14 protein-coding genes are annotated in these 16,467 nt (G+C 56.7%); 4 read left to right on the top strand and 10 right to left on the bottom strand.

Features of this window, described 5'->3' with window-relative positions; translation table 11 throughout:
- Nucleotides 1–40 precede the first annotated feature (40 nt).
- On the bottom strand, nucleotides 41–979 hold the full coding sequence (gene mdh, locus ACT3IC_RS12085) for a malate dehydrogenase (RefSeq protein ID WP_103177218.1): 939 nt from the start codon (nucleotides 977–979) through the stop codon (nucleotides 41–43).
- Between the two features lie 404 nt (nucleotides 980–1,383).
- On the opposite strand from mdh, the gene argR reads away from it, so the two are divergent.
- The 3 genes from argR (at nucleotide 1,384) to yhcN (ACT3IC_RS12070) (ending at nucleotide 2,872) form a co-directional block, all read left to right on the top strand.
- Nucleotides 1,384–1,854, top strand: a complete 471-nt coding sequence (gene argR / locus ACT3IC_RS12080) for a transcriptional regulator ArgR (protein WP_103177219.1) — start codon at nucleotides 1,384–1,386, stop codon at nucleotides 1,852–1,854.
- 378 nt (nucleotides 1,855–2,232) lie between these two features.
- Complete coding sequence (yhcN, locus tag ACT3IC_RS12075) at nucleotides 2,233–2,496, top strand: peroxide/acid stress response protein YhcN (protein ID WP_103177220.1); 264 nt, start codon at nucleotides 2,233–2,235, stop codon at nucleotides 2,494–2,496.
- Nucleotides 2,497–2,608: 112 nt separating this feature from the next.
- Entirely contained in the window at nucleotides 2,609–2,872 is a 264-nt protein-coding gene (gene yhcN / locus ACT3IC_RS12070; RefSeq protein ID WP_103177221.1) for a peroxide/acid stress response protein YhcN, read from the top strand.
- Between the two features lie 61 nt (nucleotides 2,873–2,933).
- Here the strand turns inward: yhcN (ACT3IC_RS12070) and ACT3IC_RS12065 are convergent, their stop codons facing one another.
- From ACT3IC_RS12065 to aaeX, 5 genes are all read right to left on the bottom strand, one after another.
- Complete coding sequence (locus ACT3IC_RS12065; protein WP_103177222.1) at nucleotides 2,934–3,203, bottom strand: barstar family protein; 270 nt, start codon at nucleotides 3,201–3,203, stop codon at nucleotides 2,934–2,936.
- Nucleotides 3,204–3,247: 44 nt separating this feature from the next.
- Nucleotides 3,248–4,702, bottom strand: a complete 1,455-nt coding sequence (locus tag ACT3IC_RS12060; RefSeq protein WP_103177223.1) for an NAD-dependent succinate-semialdehyde dehydrogenase — start codon at nucleotides 4,700–4,702, stop codon at nucleotides 3,248–3,250.
- An 87-nt stretch (nucleotides 4,703–4,789) separates the two neighbouring features.
- The gene (aaeB, locus tag ACT3IC_RS12055) at nucleotides 4,790–6,757 is read right to left on the bottom strand and encodes a p-hydroxybenzoic acid efflux pump subunit AaeB (RefSeq protein WP_473477603.1); all 1,968 of its coding nucleotides are present in this window, start codon (nucleotides 6,755–6,757) and stop codon (nucleotides 4,790–4,792) included.
- A 5-nt stretch (nucleotides 6,758–6,762) separates the two neighbouring features.
- Nucleotides 6,763–7,695, bottom strand: a complete 933-nt coding sequence (gene aaeA / locus ACT3IC_RS12050) for a p-hydroxybenzoic acid efflux pump subunit AaeA (protein ID WP_103180995.1) — start codon at nucleotides 7,693–7,695, stop codon at nucleotides 6,763–6,765.
- A 7-nt stretch (nucleotides 7,696–7,702) separates the two neighbouring features.
- A complete protein-coding gene (gene aaeX / locus ACT3IC_RS12045; protein ID WP_032614553.1) occupies nucleotides 7,703–7,906 on the bottom strand; it encodes a p-hydroxybenzoic acid efflux pump operon protein AaeX in 204 nt (67 codons plus the stop codon).
- 177 nt (nucleotides 7,907–8,083) lie between these two features.
- Here aaeX and aaeR point away from each other — a divergent pair, with 177 nt between their 5' ends.
- Nucleotides 8,084–9,007 (top strand): HTH-type transcriptional activator AaeR, encoded by a 924-nt coding sequence (gene aaeR / locus ACT3IC_RS12040; RefSeq protein WP_103177225.1) that lies wholly within the window; start codon nucleotides 8,084–8,086, stop codon nucleotides 9,005–9,007.
- Nucleotides 9,008–9,041: 34 nt separating this feature from the next.
- Here aaeR and tldD read toward each other — a convergent pair whose 3' ends face one another.
- The 4 genes from tldD to ACT3IC_RS12020 all read right to left on the bottom strand — a co-directional run bounded on the left by tldD (nucleotide 9,042) and on the right by ACT3IC_RS12020 (nucleotide 16,466).
- A complete protein-coding gene (gene tldD, locus ACT3IC_RS12035) occupies nucleotides 9,042–10,487 on the bottom strand; it encodes a metalloprotease TldD (protein ID WP_156655286.1) in 1,446 nt (481 codons plus the stop codon).
- A gap of 86 nt (nucleotides 10,488–10,573) precedes the next feature.
- Nucleotides 10,574–14,371, bottom strand: a complete 3,798-nt coding sequence (yhdP, locus tag ACT3IC_RS12030) for an AsmA2 domain-containing protein YhdP (protein ID WP_159339876.1) — start codon at nucleotides 14,369–14,371, stop codon at nucleotides 10,574–10,576.
- 42 nt (nucleotides 14,372–14,413) lie between these two features.
- Complete coding sequence (gene rng, locus ACT3IC_RS12025) at nucleotides 14,414–15,883, bottom strand: ribonuclease G (RefSeq protein ID WP_103177228.1); 1,470 nt, start codon at nucleotides 15,881–15,883, stop codon at nucleotides 14,414–14,416.
- Entirely contained in the window at nucleotides 15,873–16,466 is a 594-nt protein-coding gene (locus ACT3IC_RS12020) for a Maf family protein (protein ID WP_103177229.1), read from the bottom strand. Before ACT3IC_RS12020 ends, rng begins: the two co-directional genes overlap by 11 nt.
- Between the last annotated feature and the right edge of the window lies 1 nt (nucleotide 16,467).

Genomic DNA, 16,467 nt, shown 5'->3' with positions numbered 1-16,467 from the left:
ATACTCCGGTTTTTTATTGCCCTGACGGGAAGCGCGTCGCTTATTTATTAACGAACTCTTCGCCCAGAACGATATCGTTCTTCAGGGTTTCCAGCATGCCAGCCATCGCCTGCTGTTCAAACGCGCTCAGGGTGCCGATAGACTTACGCTCTTCGATACCGTTTTTACCCAGCAGCAGCGGCTGAGAGAAGAAGCGCGCGTGCTCGCCGTCACCTTCAACGTAAGCGCATTCCACCACGCCTTGCTCACCTTGCAGGGCGCGGACCAGAGAGAGGCCGAAACGTGCCGCAGCCTGGCCCATAGAGAGGGTTGCAGAGCCGCCACCCGCCTTCGCTTCCACCACTTCGGTGCCGGCGTTCTGGATACGTTTGGTCAGGTCAGCCACTTCCTGCTCGGTGAAGCTCACACCTGGGATCTGGGACAGCAGTGGCAGAATGGTCACACCAGAGTGGCCGCCGATAACCGGGACTTCGAGCTCGGTTGGCTGTTTGCCTTTCAGTTCCGCAACAAAGGTGTTGGAGCGGATGATGTCCAGCGTGGTTACGCCGAACAGTTTGTTCTTGTCATACACGCCCGCTTTTTTCAGCACTTCTGCCGCGATAGCCACAGTGGTGTTAACCGGGTTAGTGATGATACCGATGCAGGCTTTCGGGCAGGTAGTAGCAACCTGCTGAATCAGGTTCTTAACGATACCCGCGTTCACGTTGAACAGGTCGGAACGATCCATACCTGGCTTACGCGCCACGCCTGCGGAGATCAGCACCACGTCTGCGCCTTCGAGCGCCGGGCGAGCATCTTCACCGGAGAAGCCTTTGATTTTAACAGCCGTCGGGATGTGGCTGAGGTCTACCGCCACACCAGGTGTTACCGGGGCGATATCATAGAGAGAGAGTTCTGAGCCTGCAGGCAGCTGAGTTTTCAGTAGTAGGGCAAGCGCCTGGCCGATACCGCCAGCAGCGCCGAGGACTGCGACTTTCATCCTAAACTCCTTATTATGGTGAGCTAACTTTCTGTTACTCCGTCGCGGCGACCTTAATTCAGCAGATCAATAAATACAATCGTGATGTATCAGGAATTAGCGGTCACGCGCTTTTCGCTTCTGCCGGAAAGCTATCGGGCGTTATGCGATAACTAAGCAACGAATCAAGAGGTGGTTACAATACACCCTCGCCAGCCACCAAAACAACATCAATTTGATAACATTTAATTTACTTTTAAGCTTATTTGCGAGGCGTGACGCAGGCATGTTCCTTGATAACGAATTTTGATAAAATCACTCCCTTTCATAACATTATTTCAGCCTAACATTGGGCAGATAGTTTGCATAAAAATTCATCCATGTGCATAATAATGTTGTTTCTACCGCTATATTTCGGGTGATTTATGCGAATCTCTTCTAAACAAGAAGAATTGGTTAAAGCGTTTAAAGCGCTGCTTAAAGAAGAAAAATTTAGTTCCCAGGGGGAGATTGTCCAGGCTCTACAGGATGAGGGTTTTGAAAACATCAACCAGTCGAAAGTCTCCCGCATGTTAACCAAGTTCGGCGCGGTGCGTACCCGCAACGCCAAAATGGAGATGGTCTACTGTCTGCCAGCCGAACTGGGCGTCCCGACCACCTCGAGCCCGCTGAAGAATCTGGTACTGGATATCGACTATAACGAAGCTGTGGTGGTGATCCACACCAGCCCGGGTGCGGCACAACTGATTGCGCGCCTGCTCGACTCGCTGGGTAAAGCGGAAGGTATCCTCGGCACTATTGCCGGTGACGACACCATCTTCACGACCCCGGCCAATGGTTTCTCCGTGAAAGATCTCTACGAAGCCATTCTGGTACTGTTCGAACAGGAACTCTGATCCCCTTCCCTGCCGCCGCTCGCGGCGGGGAACCTTCTGCTCCCGCCCCGTTTCACCCTACAATCTGTTATCTGTAATTTAACAAATAGTGCGTTTTTCTGCCTCATTGCTTTTACACAGCGAATGATAAACCACAAGATCGCACAAATAATCAAAGTTACATATCTTATTAATTTTAATAGAAATAACTGCTCAAGCCCCGCTTATCTCCCTGCTTTTTATTTCTTTTCGTTATATAAAATCCCTTGTTTAATTCTTGACCACCCAAGAAACAATTAGCATGGTATTAATTTATGCCGTTATTAGTGTATACTTGTTTTTGTGATGAGGGTCACGAAACGACGACCCCAGTAAAAGAATATGACGAGGAAAAGAATCATGAAAATCAAAACTACCGTAGCCACACTAAGCATTCTCTCTGTCCTGTCTTTCGGCGCCTTTGCTGCTGATGCGATCAACGCCGAGCAGGCTCAGTCTCGTGAATCTATCGGTACCGTTTCTATCGGTGCGATCGGAACCTCTCCGATGGACATGAACCAGATGCTGAACAAAAAAGCGCAGGAACAGGGTGCCTCTTCCTATCGCGTTATCGAAGCGCGTACAGGTGACCACTGGCATGCAACTGCTGAGCTGTACAAATAAGTCGTACCGAGTATTACCCGTACTACCCGATATCTCTGTTCAACGGCACCAGGCATAAAAATAGCAGCACAACCCTTCTTGCCGTTGAGCCTGCACTCCAGGAGTAAAGACTATGAACACTAAATTAATTATCGCCGCTGGTTTCGCTTCCGTTCTCTCATTTGGTGCCAGCGCTGCTGTACATCAGGTAAACGCCGACCAGGCGCAAGGCCTGCAATCTATGGGGAGCATCTCCGTAAGTGAAGTGGCCGGCTCGCCGATGGATGTCCGTCAGGCTCTGGCCGCAAAAGCTGAAAAAGCGGGCGCCAGCAGCTATCGCGTTACTGAGCTGAATACCGGTGACCACTGGCATGCCACGGCCGAGCTGTACAAATAAACCCTCGTCGTATTGATATACGACTTGCCCCTGCTTCGCAGGGGCTTTTTTATATCCTGCACTAATGTACGTTAAAGCGAATCTGCCCCTCCAGCTCCTCTTCCGCCTCATCAAACAGCAGGATCAGCGCCCCAAAGCGTCTGCGCAGCTTTTCCGGTAAATGGATGAATTCGATTTCAAGCGGTAGCGGCAACTGGCTGCTGGTCACTATTTCCCACAGGGAGTCCAGATCCGTCACCCTCTCCTGCCCTATACCGAAGGTCCGTGAAAACTCACGGTAGAACGCCTCCTGACTGTCAATTTCATCAAAATCAAACGTATAGATATTCATGCCAGCCACCCCGTCCAGGTGAGCGGCTTCTGCCGCTCTGCCAATTATAATCCCCCGATATGCAGGGTTTTGACTTCCAGGAACTCCTCCAGCCCCAGCACTGACCCTTCGCGGCCCAGCCCCGACTCTTTCACCCCGCCAAAAGGCCCAAGCTCCGTGGATACCGCGCACTCGTTTATGCCGATCATCCCGCTCTCAAGGGCCTGTGAAACGCGGAACACCCGCTGCAAATTCTGAGTATAGAAATAGGCAGCCAGGCCAAACGGTGTATTGTTGGCGCGCTGGATCACCTCCTCTTCAGAAGTGAAACGGAAGCAGGCCGCCACGGGTCCGAAGGTCTCTTCGCTGGCAAGCGCCATCCCTTCATGGCAGTCTGCCAGCACCGTCGGTTGCCAGAAGTTGCCGCCGAGAGCATGGGCTTTGCCGCCCGCCAGCACCGTCGCCCCTTTGGCGACGGCATCCTCCACATGCTCACGCACTTTTTTCACTGCGGCAGGTTCAATCAACGGCCCGACGACGGTCCCCTCTTCCAGACCGTCACCCACTTTTAAGTCGTTTACGGCAGCGACGAGTTTGCTGACAAACGCCTCATACACCGACTCCTGAATATAGAAGCGGTTAACGCTGACGCAGACCTGCCCCGCGTTACGGAATTTATTGGCTATTGCCCCTTTCACCGCCGCATCGATATCGGCATCGTCAAAGACGATATAAGGCGCATTCCCGCCCAGCTCCATCGACACTTTTTTCATGGTCTCGGCGGCATTGCGCATCAGGGTTTTGCCCACCGCCGTCGAGCCGGTAAAGGAGATTTTGCGCACCTCAGGGCTATACATGATCGCGTCGCTTATCTCAGCGGTATTTCCCGCCACCGCGTTGAGTACGCCATCCGGGACCCCCGCTTTTTTAGCCAGAGTGAGCAGCGCAAAGGCGCTCAGCGGCGTGTTATTAGCCGGTTTAATCACGCCGGTACAGCCTGCCGCCAGCGCCGGGCCCAACTTGCGGGTCAGCATCGCCATCGGGAAGTTCCACGGCGTGATAGCCGCCACCACGCCAATGGGTTCGCGGGTGGCAAGAATGCGGGAGCCGGGTTTAACAGGAGGGATGATTTCGCCGTTGGCGCGTTTGGCCTGCTCGGCAAACCACTGGATGAAACTGGCCGCGTACTCCACTTCCCCTTCCGCCTCTTTCAGCGGTTTGCCCTGCTCGGTGGTCATCAGTTGGCCAAGCCACTGCTTGTTTTCAATGATTAATTCATACCAGCGATAGAGGATGGCCGAACGCTCTTTAGCGGTTTTTGCACGCCAGGCCGGGAAAGCCCGGCTCGCGGCGGCGATGGCCTCTTCGGTCTCTTTCTTGCCTGCTTTTGCCACCTGGGCTACCACAGCCCCGGTCGACGGGTTAAGTACATCGAATGTAGTATCGAGCGTTTTCCATACGCCATCGACTAAATATCCGGTCTGAAATAGCGCACTATCCTGAAGAGACTGGGTAGTCATGTATCCTCCCATTTTGAGTTTATGTCCTCGCCAGGATAAGTATAGTCACAAAAAAACCGACGCTTATGGCGTCGGTTTTAGGAAGGATTAGCTGTCGGTCAGGGCATTCTGGTATCGATGCAGCATGCCCACCAGCCGCTGCACCGGTTCGGTCACCTGTCGCGGCGCCTCCCAGATACGCAGTTTTTCCTGATAGATTTCCAGCTCCGCCAGCAGCTGCGTGAAATAGCGCCGGCGCTTATCGTCGCTGGAGGCTGAAATCACATGATCGGCAGTACGGCGCAGCTGGCGGTGGAACGCAGAGAGATCGTCATTCACCGGAATCGGCGCGTTGCGCAGACGCTGGTGGGCGATGATCAGCGTCAGGGCCAGGCGGAATTTCGCCAGATCGCCCGGGAACTTGTTCAGCAGTAAAAAGAGCTGCTGATAGAGCGCAGGCAGATGGTTCTCTTTACGTCGGGCGGTATTGGTGGTCATCGCCGAGACGGCGGCAGAAACGAACTGGTTCAGCAGCACGCGTCCGGTTCGGGCCTGAGAGTTATCGCGCACCAGCAGGATCACCATCATCGCCAGGAAGCAGCCGACAATCTGTCCCAGCGCGCTGTCGAGAAACTGGCTGAAGTGGAACGTCATCGGGTTATCCAGGACCAGAATATTGATGGTACTGGCCAGGGCCCCCAGCGATCCCAGGCGTCGCTTCTGTACCTCGATACCAATAAAGAAGGCCATAACCGCGAGACTCAGACAGAGCAACAGCATGCTTTGCTGGGTTGACGGGAGGACCACCAGGAAATAGAAAGCGCCAATCGGCAACGCCGCCAGGGTGCCGTACAGAAAATCGAGCGCCACCATCCGGGGATTAGGCAGTCGCATCGCCAGCGAGGTGACCACCGCGATCATCACCATCGCGCCGCTTCCGGAGGTCCAGCCGGTCCAGAGCCAGAAAAGCGTCCCCAGCATACAGGCCAGCGTGGTACGCCAGAAGTTAACCATCGCATGGTGGCGCTCCGCCGACTCGGCTTTTACCACCACTTCCCCCTGCAACACCTCCTCTTCGGTGGCGCTGATTTTAGTGTTGCCGATAACGCCGCGTTTGAGCAGCAGGTAGCGCGTCGCCGCGCCGACCCAGGTATAGATGGTGACCGGGGTATCGCGTTCGCCGGTCCAGGCGATGACCCGGCGCATGCGTTTGAGCTGCTTATGCACGTCCTGAGCAGTGGCAACGGGGGTGGCAAACAGCTCGCGGAAGGTCCCGGTGATCGCCTCGGGGCGCGTGTTCTGGATCAGATAGGTTTCACAGGCCTGGGTGATGAGGGTTAAGGAGACGGTATTAAGTGCCTTCAGGCGGCGGTTTGCCCGCGACCAGCGCGACGACTCCATATTGAGGTTGCTGCGCATCCCCTCCAGCGCGGTGGTACGACGCACCAGCGCGCTCCAGGCGTTATCGACCTCTTCACTGTCGCCGTGCTCGATGCACAGCTGCATGAGTTGATACTGGGCAACGATCAGCGCATCCAGCTCGCGATCCACCTCCTGTTTGATCGAGCGGGGAGAGAAGAGCAGATCCGCCACGATCGCGCAGACGATCCCCATCACGATCTCACTGCAGCGCTCTACGGCAAACTGTGGGGCCAGCAGGGGATTGGCCTGAATGGTGATGATAATAATCAGCGCCGTATAGCCTGAAAGGCCCCAGGCGTAGGAGTTCTCCACCCGCACCAGGGAGGAGATCCAGGTACAAAAACCGGCCCAGATACAGCACACCATCAGCATCAATAGCGGGGTGCGGATCATCAGGATCACGATGGTGAGCGCCGCGATACAGCCGATAAAGGTGCCGACGATACGCAGCATCCCGCGATAGCGGATGGCGCCGGAGTAAGGCTCACCGCCTGCGGCAAACGCCGGGCCGGCGGCGACAATCGCGGCCGTCAGCACCGCCCAGCGGGGCGTTTCCAGCTGAAAATGAAACCCGACAAACAGCGCCAGCACGATGGCGAAAGCCAGCTTAATCGCGAAGCGCAGGTGCTGGTTGGCGATGGAAAAGATACCCATGGCGATTAACCAAACTCGCGCAGACGGTGGGCAATTTTGCGGAACAGCGAATCGTGGCGTGCATCCCGATCTTTCTCACCGGTGATCACCACCGTCGCCGTCGTTCCTGCTGGCCACAGGTCGCCCTGCTGTGCATCCAGACGAATACGCACCGGCACACGCTGCGCCAGACGCACCCACTCCAGATTGGAATCTACCGTCGCCATCCCTTTGCCGTCGCGGGTGGCGCTGGCGTTAGTCACCCCTGCCGCTATGCTGTCGACAGTACCTTTCAGCACCTGGTTGCTGCCAAGGGGAGTGATCTCAGCCCGGTAACCCGGACGGACATTTTCCAGTTTGGTCTCTTCCATATAGGCGAGTACATAGAAGGAGTGCTGTTTCACCAGTGCCACGGCGGTGGAGCCGCGGGTAATAAATTCACCGGTATAGACGTTGAGGTTGGTCACCCAGCCATCGGACGGCGCGCGGATGACGGTGCGCTCGAGATCGAGCTTCGCCAGATCGCGGGTGGCCTCGGACTTCGCCAGCTGATGCAGTACGGTTTGCAGCACGTTGTTGGACTGGTCAATCTCCTCGCGGGACATCGCCTGCACCCCCAGCTTATTACGGCGCCCAGCCTCACGACGTTTTTCCGCCGCCAACGCCTCGTAGTATGAGACATCCGCTTCGGCTTGTTCCAGCGCTTTCCGGTAACGAGGCTGGTCGATGGTAAACAGCACCTGATCCTTTTTGACCAGCTGGTTGTCATGCACATTGACGGCGGTGATCAGCCCCGCCACATCGGGGGCGATGGCGACGATGTCAGCGCTAAAACGCGCATCACGCGTCCACGGTGACTCAGTGTAATAGACCCACGCGCGAAAAATAGCGATGAACGCGAGGATGACCAGTGCCACGGTAATGGCGGTACGGGAGATTTTTCTTGTTAGTGTTTTCACATCAACCTCAAACAAACAGGCGCGATACCAGATAGAACAGGCAGCAATAGAGCGCGGAATTAAACAATGCAGGGTGCCAGACGAAATCATAGATCCCGGTTGGAGCCAGCACCTTTCGCACCAGCCAAAAAATCGCCAGTGATAAAAGCAGTTCGAAGAATATCGGTGGGAACGACAAACCGAACACCACGATAACGGGAAACAGACTCATGTTGACCTTGATTAGAGCGAGCAGGCGAAAGAATTATTCAGCGTACACCACCGCAGAAGTGGCCAGAAAAGCCGGGCGAGAGTGGCGTAGCTATAATGTATTAATAATATATTAGCGTAACTGTTATGCTGTTATCTATCATATGTGATCTAAATCACTTTTAAGCCAGAGTGAATAATGGAACGTCTAAAACGGATGTCAGTTTTTGCCAAAGTCGTTGAGCTGGGCTCCTTTACCGCCGCGGCCAGGCAACTACAGATGAGCGTCTCTTCTATCAGCCAGACCGTTGCCAAACTGGAAGATGACCTCCAGGTGAAGCTTCTCAACCGCAGCACGCGCAGCCTCGGCCTGACGGAGGCAGGGAAAATCTATTATCAGGGCTGCCGGCGAATGTTGTATGAAGCCCAGTCGGTACATGAGCAACTCTACGCCTTCAATAACACCCCCATCGGCACGCTGCGCATCGGCTGCTCTTCAACTATGGCACAAAATGTCCTGGCTGAAATGACCGCTGAGATGTTGCAGGAGTATCCGGGGCTGACGGTTAATCTGGTCACCGGTATTCCCGCTCCGGATCTGATCGCCGATGGCCTGGATGTGGTGATCCGCGTCGGGGCTTTGCAGGATTCGAGCCTCTTTTCGCGTCGTCTGGGGAGCATGCCGATGGTGGTGTGCGCGGCGAAAAAATACCTCGCCAGAGCGGGTATCCCGGAAAAACCGGCGGACCTCAGCAATCACGCCTGGCTGGAGTACAGCGTGCGGCCGGATAATGAATTTGAGCTGACTGCGCCAGAGGGTCTGTCAACAAAGCTGCTGCCGCAGGGGCGTTTTGTCACTAACGATCCGATGACCATCTCCCGCTGGCTGGTGGCTGGAGCCGGGATCGCCTATGTGCCGCTGATGTGGGTGATCAACGAGATCAACAGCGGCGAGCTGGAGATCCTCTTCCCGCGCTATCAGTCGGATCCACGCCCGGTTTACGCGGTCTATACCGAAAAGGATAAGCTGCCGCTGAAGGTGCAGGTGTGCATTAACTATCTGACGGACTATTTTGTGCAGGTGGCGACGCTGTTTCAGGAGATGCGGGGAAGGAAGGAGTAACCCTCTCCCGCGGGAGAGGGTCAGGATGAAAAGATTACGCAGTACCACCGACGGTCAGGTTATCCACTTTCAGGGTTGGCTGACCGACGCCTACCGGCAGGCTCTGCCCCTCTTTACCGCAGACACCGACGCCGTTATCCAGCTTCAGATCGTTACCCACCATTGAGATCTGCTGCATCGCTTCGATGCCGGAGCCAATCAGGGTGGCGCCTTTCACCGCTTTGGTCACTTTGCCCTTCTCAATCAGATAGGCTTCTGAGGTTGAGAAGACAAATTTACCGGAGGTGATATCCACCTGGCCACCGCCGAAGTTCGGCGCGTAGATCCCGTAATCAACGGATTCGATAATTTCCTGCGGCGTGGATTTACCCGCCAGCATATAGGTGTTGGTCATACGCGGCATCGGCAGGTGCGCGTAGGATTCGCGACGGCCATTGCCGGTTGGCGCAACGCCCATCAGGCGCGCATTCAGCTTGTCCTGCATATAGCCTTTCAGGATGCCGTTTTCGATCAGCACGTTGTACTGGCCCGGCGTGCCTTCATCGTCGATGGAGATCGAGCCACGACGATCGGTCATGGTGCCATCATCCACTACGGTACAGAGTTCCGAGGCTACCAGCTCCCCTACCTGACCGCTGAACACAGAGGTGCCGCGGCGGTTGAAGTCGCCTTCCAGACCGTGGCCTACCGCTTCGTGCAGCAGTACACCAGGCCAGCCTGCACCCAGCACTACCGGCAGCGTACCCGCAGGCGCCGCCACGGCAGAGAGGTTAACCAGCGCCATGCGCACCGCCTCTTTCGCCCAGGCGTCGGCACGCACTTCGCCATCCACCGGATTGAGGAACCATTCATAACCGAAACGACCGCCGCCGCCGCTGGAGCCGCGCTCGCGTTTGCCATCCTCTTCCACCAGCACGCTGACGGAGAGACGCACCAGCGGACGCACGTCGGCGGCCAGGGTGCCGTCGGTTGCCGCCACCAGAATCAGCTCATATACGCCGCTCAGGCTGGCCGAGACTTCCTGTACGCGCTTGTCTTCCGCGCGGGCGACTTTGTCCACCCGGCGCAGGATATCCAGCTTCTCTTCACGACTCATGCTTTGCAGCGGATCGACGCTGGTATAGAGCGCAGAGTGCTGCACTTCACCCAGGGTTTTCACCCGGCCATCGCCACTTTCGCGCACGATGGTGCGGGCCGCCTGCGCGCTCTGTTCCAGCGCGGTCAGGCTAACCTGGTCCGCATAGGCAAAACCGGTTTTCTCACCGCTAACGGCACGTACGCCGACGCCCTGGTCGATGTTATACGAGCCATCTTTGATGATGCTGTCTTCTAAAACCCAGGATTCGTGATAGCTCGACTGAAAGTAGAGATCGCCGTAGTCGAGACGGCGTTCGGTCAGTTGACCAAGAATGGAAAAGAGGTCCTGATGGCTCAGGCCGTTCGCTGCCAGCAGATGTTCACTTACCAGGTTCAGACTCATCGTTTTGCTACTCGTTCGTTGCCGTCCACAGGACGTATCTAAGATCTTATCTATTGAGAGTGAGGCAATTAATTGCCCGCGTCAAATCATTGCTGTGCATCTTTGCGAGGCTGACGCAGCACTTCATTAATCTGCGGTTTATCCACCGGGCCGGTAATGTGATAGCGCAGAATGGAGACTTTGCTCCACAGCGGTCCCAGCACTTTACTGGCGGCAAACACCGCCGCGCCCACAATCGGGTTAACGGCAAAGGCCGCCGCCACGCCGACGGTGGCGGAAATTTCCGGCGCCACCACCGCTTCCATATCCAGCTCACGACGCACCAGATTGACGGAGCCTTTCATGGCGATATCTGCTTCCAGCCCGTCCACCAGCGTATCGTCGGTGTGCAATACGCCATCTTTGATCCACGCGGTGCTGCGGATCGAGTCGAAGTAGAAGCCTTCATTAAAGGTATCGTTGAAGTCAAAGCGCAGCTTGCGCAGCAGGGCGTCGAAACTGAGTAACCGCAACAGTTGCCCTGCATGGCCGGTGCTGAGATCGGCGATTTCACCTCTCCCCAGCCGCGTTTTCAGAATGCCGTTAAGCGAGGCTTCGTCAGGCTTCCAGGGCATGTCGCGCCAGTGCAGATCGTAATCGACATCAAACGATGAACCGCGAATCGGGGTCGTGACGCCAAAATAGTTAGCGGCGGCATCCAGCTTGTTGCCCTTAATTTGCCCCTTCAGAGAGGTGCGCTTCTCGCGGACGCCGTTCACCCATTCGCCGTTGGCGGTCAGGCGCCCGAAGCCGGTATCAATCAACCCTCCCGCCAGGGTCAGGGTATCGCCCTTGATGGTGAAATCGCCATTAACTCGGCCATACTTCTGTCCCCAGAGCCAGCACTCGGCGCAGCGCAGCTGTAGGTCAGGCCAGCCGCTAAAATCGATTCGTGAGGTACTGGATAACGGCGAGACGTTATTGCTTGTCCCGGCGGTGACGGAGGCCGGATTGTAATAGAGATAGCGGATCTGCGCCTGCCACGGCGCGGTGTCACGCATCAGCAGGCTGGCGTTGATCTCCCGTCCCTGGGCATCGATTTTCGAACCGTTGAGGGTGGGCTGCGAGACAATGCTCAGGTTATTCCACTGCTGCCCGCCCAGCGTCAGCGCTGGCGTGCGCACCGTGATGTGTTGCGGGAACTGCGCCGCTTCATCCACATTTTGCCCCACCCCGCGCTGGAAAAGCGCCAGCCATTCTGCCCCGTCCATCGGCGGCAGGTTGAGCTCTATACCCGCCTGCTCCGGCAGCGGCGGCAGGGTGCGGCTGTCGGTGGTCCAGATGGCGCGATCCAGCGTCAGCTTACGGTTCAGCAGCCAGCGGCTGTTAAAGTGATTTGTCCCGCTGGCGTTGCCGGTCAGGGTAAAGCTGTTGAGATCCCCGTCGACATTTAGCTTCACCGGCAGCGGCTCGCCTGCGCGCTTGTTCAGGGGAGAAGGCAGATCGCTGCTGACGCTTTTCAGGTCGCCGCTGATGTCCACTTTGTAATGCGGGGTGCCACGATAAGGCAGATCGATCGCCACCTTGCCGTTCCACGGTACACGGCCTTCAAGGGACTGGCTGACCACTTTGGGCAGCACATCCATCCGCGAAGGTTGCCAGCTGGCATCCATATTGACCGCCACCTGGTAGGCTTTCTCGCCCTCGGTGGTGGAGAAATCGATCTTCACCGGCTGGCTGAACCAGTTTGCGGTCAGCGGCCCGCTTTTCAGATCGCCATTCACGAAGCTGAACTGGCCGGTCAGGTTTTTCAACGTGCTGTTCAGCGGCTTGATGAACAGGCTGTTATTTTTCAACCTGACGTCGCCTTCTGCGGTGGTCATGGTGCCGTCCAGCGGGATATCCAGATGTAAGCGAGCATTCACATCGCCATCCAGCTGGAGCTGCTGGAGCGTGGCGCCCAGCGAATCGTCTAACGGCGTCTCGTCAAAATAGGGTCCAACGGCTTTTCCAGGCCCGTTGATATCGGCGTCGATCAGCAGTTTTTCTTTTGAATAATCGGGGATCACCGCCGTCAGGTTGCTGGCCTTCACGCCGCCCAGCGCCACGCCATCGGTTTTCATCCACAAGCCGTCATTGATAAAGTTGAGCTCAATATCGAGGTTTTTCAGCGCCGGCCAGTCAGGCTGGAAGGCATAGGTGGCGTTGCGTAACGGCACCAGCACCTGGAACTGCCCTTCGTTGTGCTTGTAGGGGAAGAGATGCGGATTGCCGCCATACGCCAGGGTGGCGTTGTCCGCCTGCCCGCCCTGAATGGCGCCGCTCAAATAGTCCACCAGCGCTTTACCCATCAGGTTTTCAGGAAAATAGCGCCAGGCCTGTGAGCCGTCGTCGGTGCTGATGCCCGCCAGGATCCCCAGCCAGGGCTCATCGCCCGCCGGTTGCAGATAGCGGAAATCACCCCGGGCATGCACCGCTTTGGCTTTCACGTCGATGTCGCGCCCGTCGAGCTGGAAACCTTTCTCGTTCTTCAGCCAGTGGAGGGTGGCGGTCCCTTTTTCAATTTCCAGCGGCGCGCGGAAGACCGTTTCATACGGCATTTTCGCGTCACGCATATGGGCCACCAGACGGCCATCTTCCATGCTGCCTTCCAGCGTGCCGCTAAAATGCTCGGCGCCCGGCAACATCTCCCACTGCTTCCAGGCGAGATCGGTCCAGGCAATGTTGAAGCGGGTTTTTTCTGTTGCCTGCAGCGGAATATCCAGTGCCAGGGCGTTGATCGCCCCCACCGGCTGGGTGGCCTGCCAGACTTCGCCCAGCGCCGGAGAGAGTTTCGCCGCAAGGGTCCGTAGCCCCTCAAGGCCAGACAGCTCCAGATTGCTGGCGCGAATGCGCAGTTCATCGCTGCGTTTACTGTCAACGCCGCCCACATCCTGCGCCGGAATCCAGGCCAGCGACAAGGCCCCGCGTGGCCAGGCTTTGTCATCCAGGGTGATACGGGTATCCGGAATGGCGAACTGCCAGCCCTCATTGGCACGGGTCACATGGGCGGTGAGATTATCCACAGAGAGCTGATGCTGACGCGTTTCCCCCGGCCAGGTGGCGCCGCCCTGCTTTAGCCAGAGATCGCCGCTGGCGAACTGGCCGTTGGTGAGGGTCATCCAGCCTTCAATGCTAAAGCGCGCGGTTTCGAGCTGCATGTCCTGCTGCAGCCACTCTCCCAGCCAGGGTTTGACGTCCACGTCGTCGGCCTGCATCCACACTTTACCGTTATTCAGCAGGCCATTGTCGTCACGCAGATCCATACGCACCTGCATCACGCCGTGCTGTCCGTTCAGGCTGGAGAGGCTGACCTGGCCTTCGGCGCGATGGCGCTCTTTGCCGTTGAGCCAGGTTAACTGGGGGATCGCCAGCTCGGCACGCTGCCCGGAAAGGGTGATAAAGCTTATCTCGCTGTCGCGCAGATCGAAATGATCGAACTGGCGCAGAAAGAGATCGCTGATGCGGTTGGCTTCGAAGCCTTCGCCCTGATCGTCGCTGCGCAGCGGGGTGTTGGTCAGAAATTGCAGCTGATAGAAGGTGAGATCGCGAAACTGCCAGCGCAGGTGCAGCAGGCTTTGCCAGACATCCAGCGCCAGGGTCACACGCTTAATCTTAACGTGGCCGCCATCCTTCAGCTGCGCGTTGATGTCGCGCACTTCCAGGGTCGGGCCAAAGTTTTGCCAGCTCGCGTTGAGCTGGCTGGCCGCGACGGGCACACCGGTCGCGGATTCGATCTTCGCCAGCAGCTGCGGGCGCCAGTTGTCCAGATGCGGCAATACGAGACGCAGCCCGCTTACCAGCAGCGCGACAATCACTATCAGCGTTGCCCCTGTAAGCAGTAAAATCCCCGGCAATCGCCTCACGCGTCTCTCCTTGTCAGCCGTTTTCTCGCAGCACGCTGCGTTTTACATCATCACCACGTCAAACTGCTCCGGGTTATAGAGCGGCTCGATTTGTACTTTTACCTGTTTGCCGACAAAGATTTCCACTTCCGCCAGAGCGTGTGACTCTTCCCCTTTCAAGGCTTCCGCCACCGAAGGAGAAGCATAGACCAGGAAACGGTCGGAGTCGTAGGCGTGATGCACGCGAACGATCTCACGCATGATCTCGTAGCAAACCGTCTCTACCGTCTTCACCGTGCCGCGACCATGGCAGGTTGGGCACTCGTTACACAGCACATGCTCCACGCTTTCACGGGTGCGCTTGCGGGTCATTTCTACCAGCCCAAGCTGGGAAAAGCCGTTAATGCTGGTTTTTACGCGATCTTTACTCAGCGCCTGCTCCAGCGAATGCAGCACGCGACGGCGGTGGTCTTCGTTACTCATATCGATAAAGTCGATGATGATGATGCCACCCAGATTGCGCAGACGAAGCTGACGCGCAATGGCCTGCGTCGCTTCAATATTGGTGTTGAAAATGGTGTCGTCCAGATTGCGATGCCCGACAAACGCCCCGGTGTTGATATCCACAGTGGTCATCGCTTCGGTCTGGTCGATAATCAGATAGCCGCCGGACTTCAGCTCGACCTTACGCTCCAGCGCGCGCTGAATTTCGTTCTCAACGTCGTAGAGATCGAAGATGGGCTGTTTGCCGGTGTAGTGCTCCAGCAGGCCCGGCATTTCAGGAATGTATTCTGCGGTGAATTCGAGCAGCGCATCATAGGTCAGACGGGAGTCGACGCGGATGCGATCGAGCTGGGCATCGGCGAAGTCACGCAGGACGCGCTGGGCCAGCGCCAGTTCACCGTACAGCTGACAGCGGGTCTGGTTGCGTTTTTTACGCTCCATCACTTTGGTCCAGACGCGTTTCAGGTAGGCGGCATCCGAGGCCAGATCCTCTTCGCTAATCCCCTCTGCGGCGGTGCGAATGATAAAGCCGCCCTGCTCATCGCAGTAAGCACTGACGACTTTTTTCAGCCGTTCGCGCTCGCTTTCACTTTCGATACGCTGGGAGACGCCAACGTGTGACGCGCCAGGCATAAAGACCAGATAACGGGAGGGTAAGGTAATGTCGGTGGTCAGGCGCGCCCCTTTGGTGCCCAGCGGATCTTTCACCACCTGCACCATCAGATCCTGGCCCTGACGCACCAGCTCGGAGATATCACGGACGGTAAACTGCTTCTGCTCTTCTCCCGCCACGCATTCGGTGTGCGGCATGATATCCGAGGCGTGTAAAAATGCCGCTTTATCGAGTCCAATATCTACAAATGCCGCCTGCATACCCGGTAGTACACGACTGACACGACCTTTGTAGATATTGCCTACTATTCCGCGTCGCGCTTCGCGCTCAATATGGATTTCCTGAAGAATGCCGCCATCAATATAGGCCACACGGGTTTCCGATGGCGTTACGTTTACCAACAATTCAGCCGTCATAATTATCCCTTCCCTCACGCAGTGAGTTAAAATTGCTCAGCAACTCATACGTTTCCACCAGCGGTAAGCCGACTACGGCGTGATAGCTGCCATTGATCTTCCTGACAAAACAGCCACCCAACCCTTGAATACCGTATGCACCTGCTTTATCCATAGGTTCACCGCTGGTGATATAACCGGCGATATCCTCATCTGTGAGTACTCTGAACGTGACATCGGTGACAACCAGACAGTCGAGCACGTGCTGACGGTCAGCCAGCGCGACGGCGGTCATCACCTGATGCGTTTGTCCGGACAATTTGCGCAGCATCCTGAAGGCATGCTCGCCGTCGTGAGGTTTCTCGAGGACTTCACCGTTAAGGATCACGATGGTATCTGCGCCCAGCACCGGTAAATCGCGTGGCACCTGCGCCACGCCAGCCTGCGCTTTCTCCCGCGCCAGGCGAGAGACATACTGCTGAGCGCTTTCGCCCTCAGCCCGTTTTTCCTCAATGCCGGTAACGATACGTTCAAAAGAGAGACCCAACTGCGTGAGCAACTCCTGACGGCGCGGGGAGCCGGAAGCGAGATATAAAGACGTCATA

This window comes from Leclercia sp. GHBNCSD (assembly GCF_055805075.1).
Note: the sequence above shows the minus strand (reverse complement) of the source record. Positions and strands in the feature narration are given on the sequence as shown.

Bases quoted from the DNA above. Each gene is read 5' to 3' on its own strand.
- mdh (WP_103177218.1), bottom strand. From the start codon at position 979: ATGAAAGTCGCAGTCCTCGGCGCTGCTGGCGGTATCGGCCAGGCGCTT.
- argR (WP_103177219.1), top strand. From the start codon at position 1,384: ATGCGAATCTCTTCTAAACAAGAAGAATTGGTTAAAGCGTTTAAAGCG.
- yhcN (WP_103177220.1), top strand. From the start codon at position 2,233: ATGAAAATCAAAACTACCGTAGCCACACTAAGCATTCTCTCTGTCCTG.
- yhcN (WP_103177221.1), top strand. From the start codon at position 2,609: ATGAACACTAAATTAATTATCGCCGCTGGTTTCGCTTCCGTTCTCTCA.
- ACT3IC_RS12065 (WP_103177222.1), bottom strand. From the start codon at position 3,203: ATGAATATCTATACGTTTGATTTTGATGAAATTGACAGTCAGGAGGCG.
- ACT3IC_RS12060 (WP_103177223.1), bottom strand. From the start codon at position 4,702: ATGACTACCCAGTCTCTTCAGGATAGTGCGCTATTTCAGACCGGATAT.
- aaeB (WP_473477603.1), bottom strand. From the start codon at position 6,757: ATGGGTATCTTTTCCATCGCCAACCAGCACCTGCGCTTCGCGATTAAG.
- aaeX (WP_032614553.1), bottom strand. From the start codon at position 7,906: ATGAGTCTGTTTCCCGTTATCGTGGTGTTCGGTTTGTCGTTCCCACCG.
- aaeR (WP_103177225.1), top strand. From the start codon at position 8,084: ATGGAACGTCTAAAACGGATGTCAGTTTTTGCCAAAGTCGTTGAGCTG.
- tldD (WP_156655286.1), bottom strand. From the start codon at position 10,487: ATGAGTCTGAACCTGGTAAGTGAACATCTGCTGGCAGCGAACGGCCTG.
- rng (WP_103177228.1), bottom strand. From the start codon at position 15,883: ATGACGGCTGAATTGTTGGTAAACGTAACGCCATCGGAAACCCGTGTG.
- ACT3IC_RS12020 (WP_103177229.1), bottom strand. From the start codon at position 16,466: ATGACGTCTTTATATCTCGCTTCCGGCTCCCCGCGCCGTCAGGAGTTG.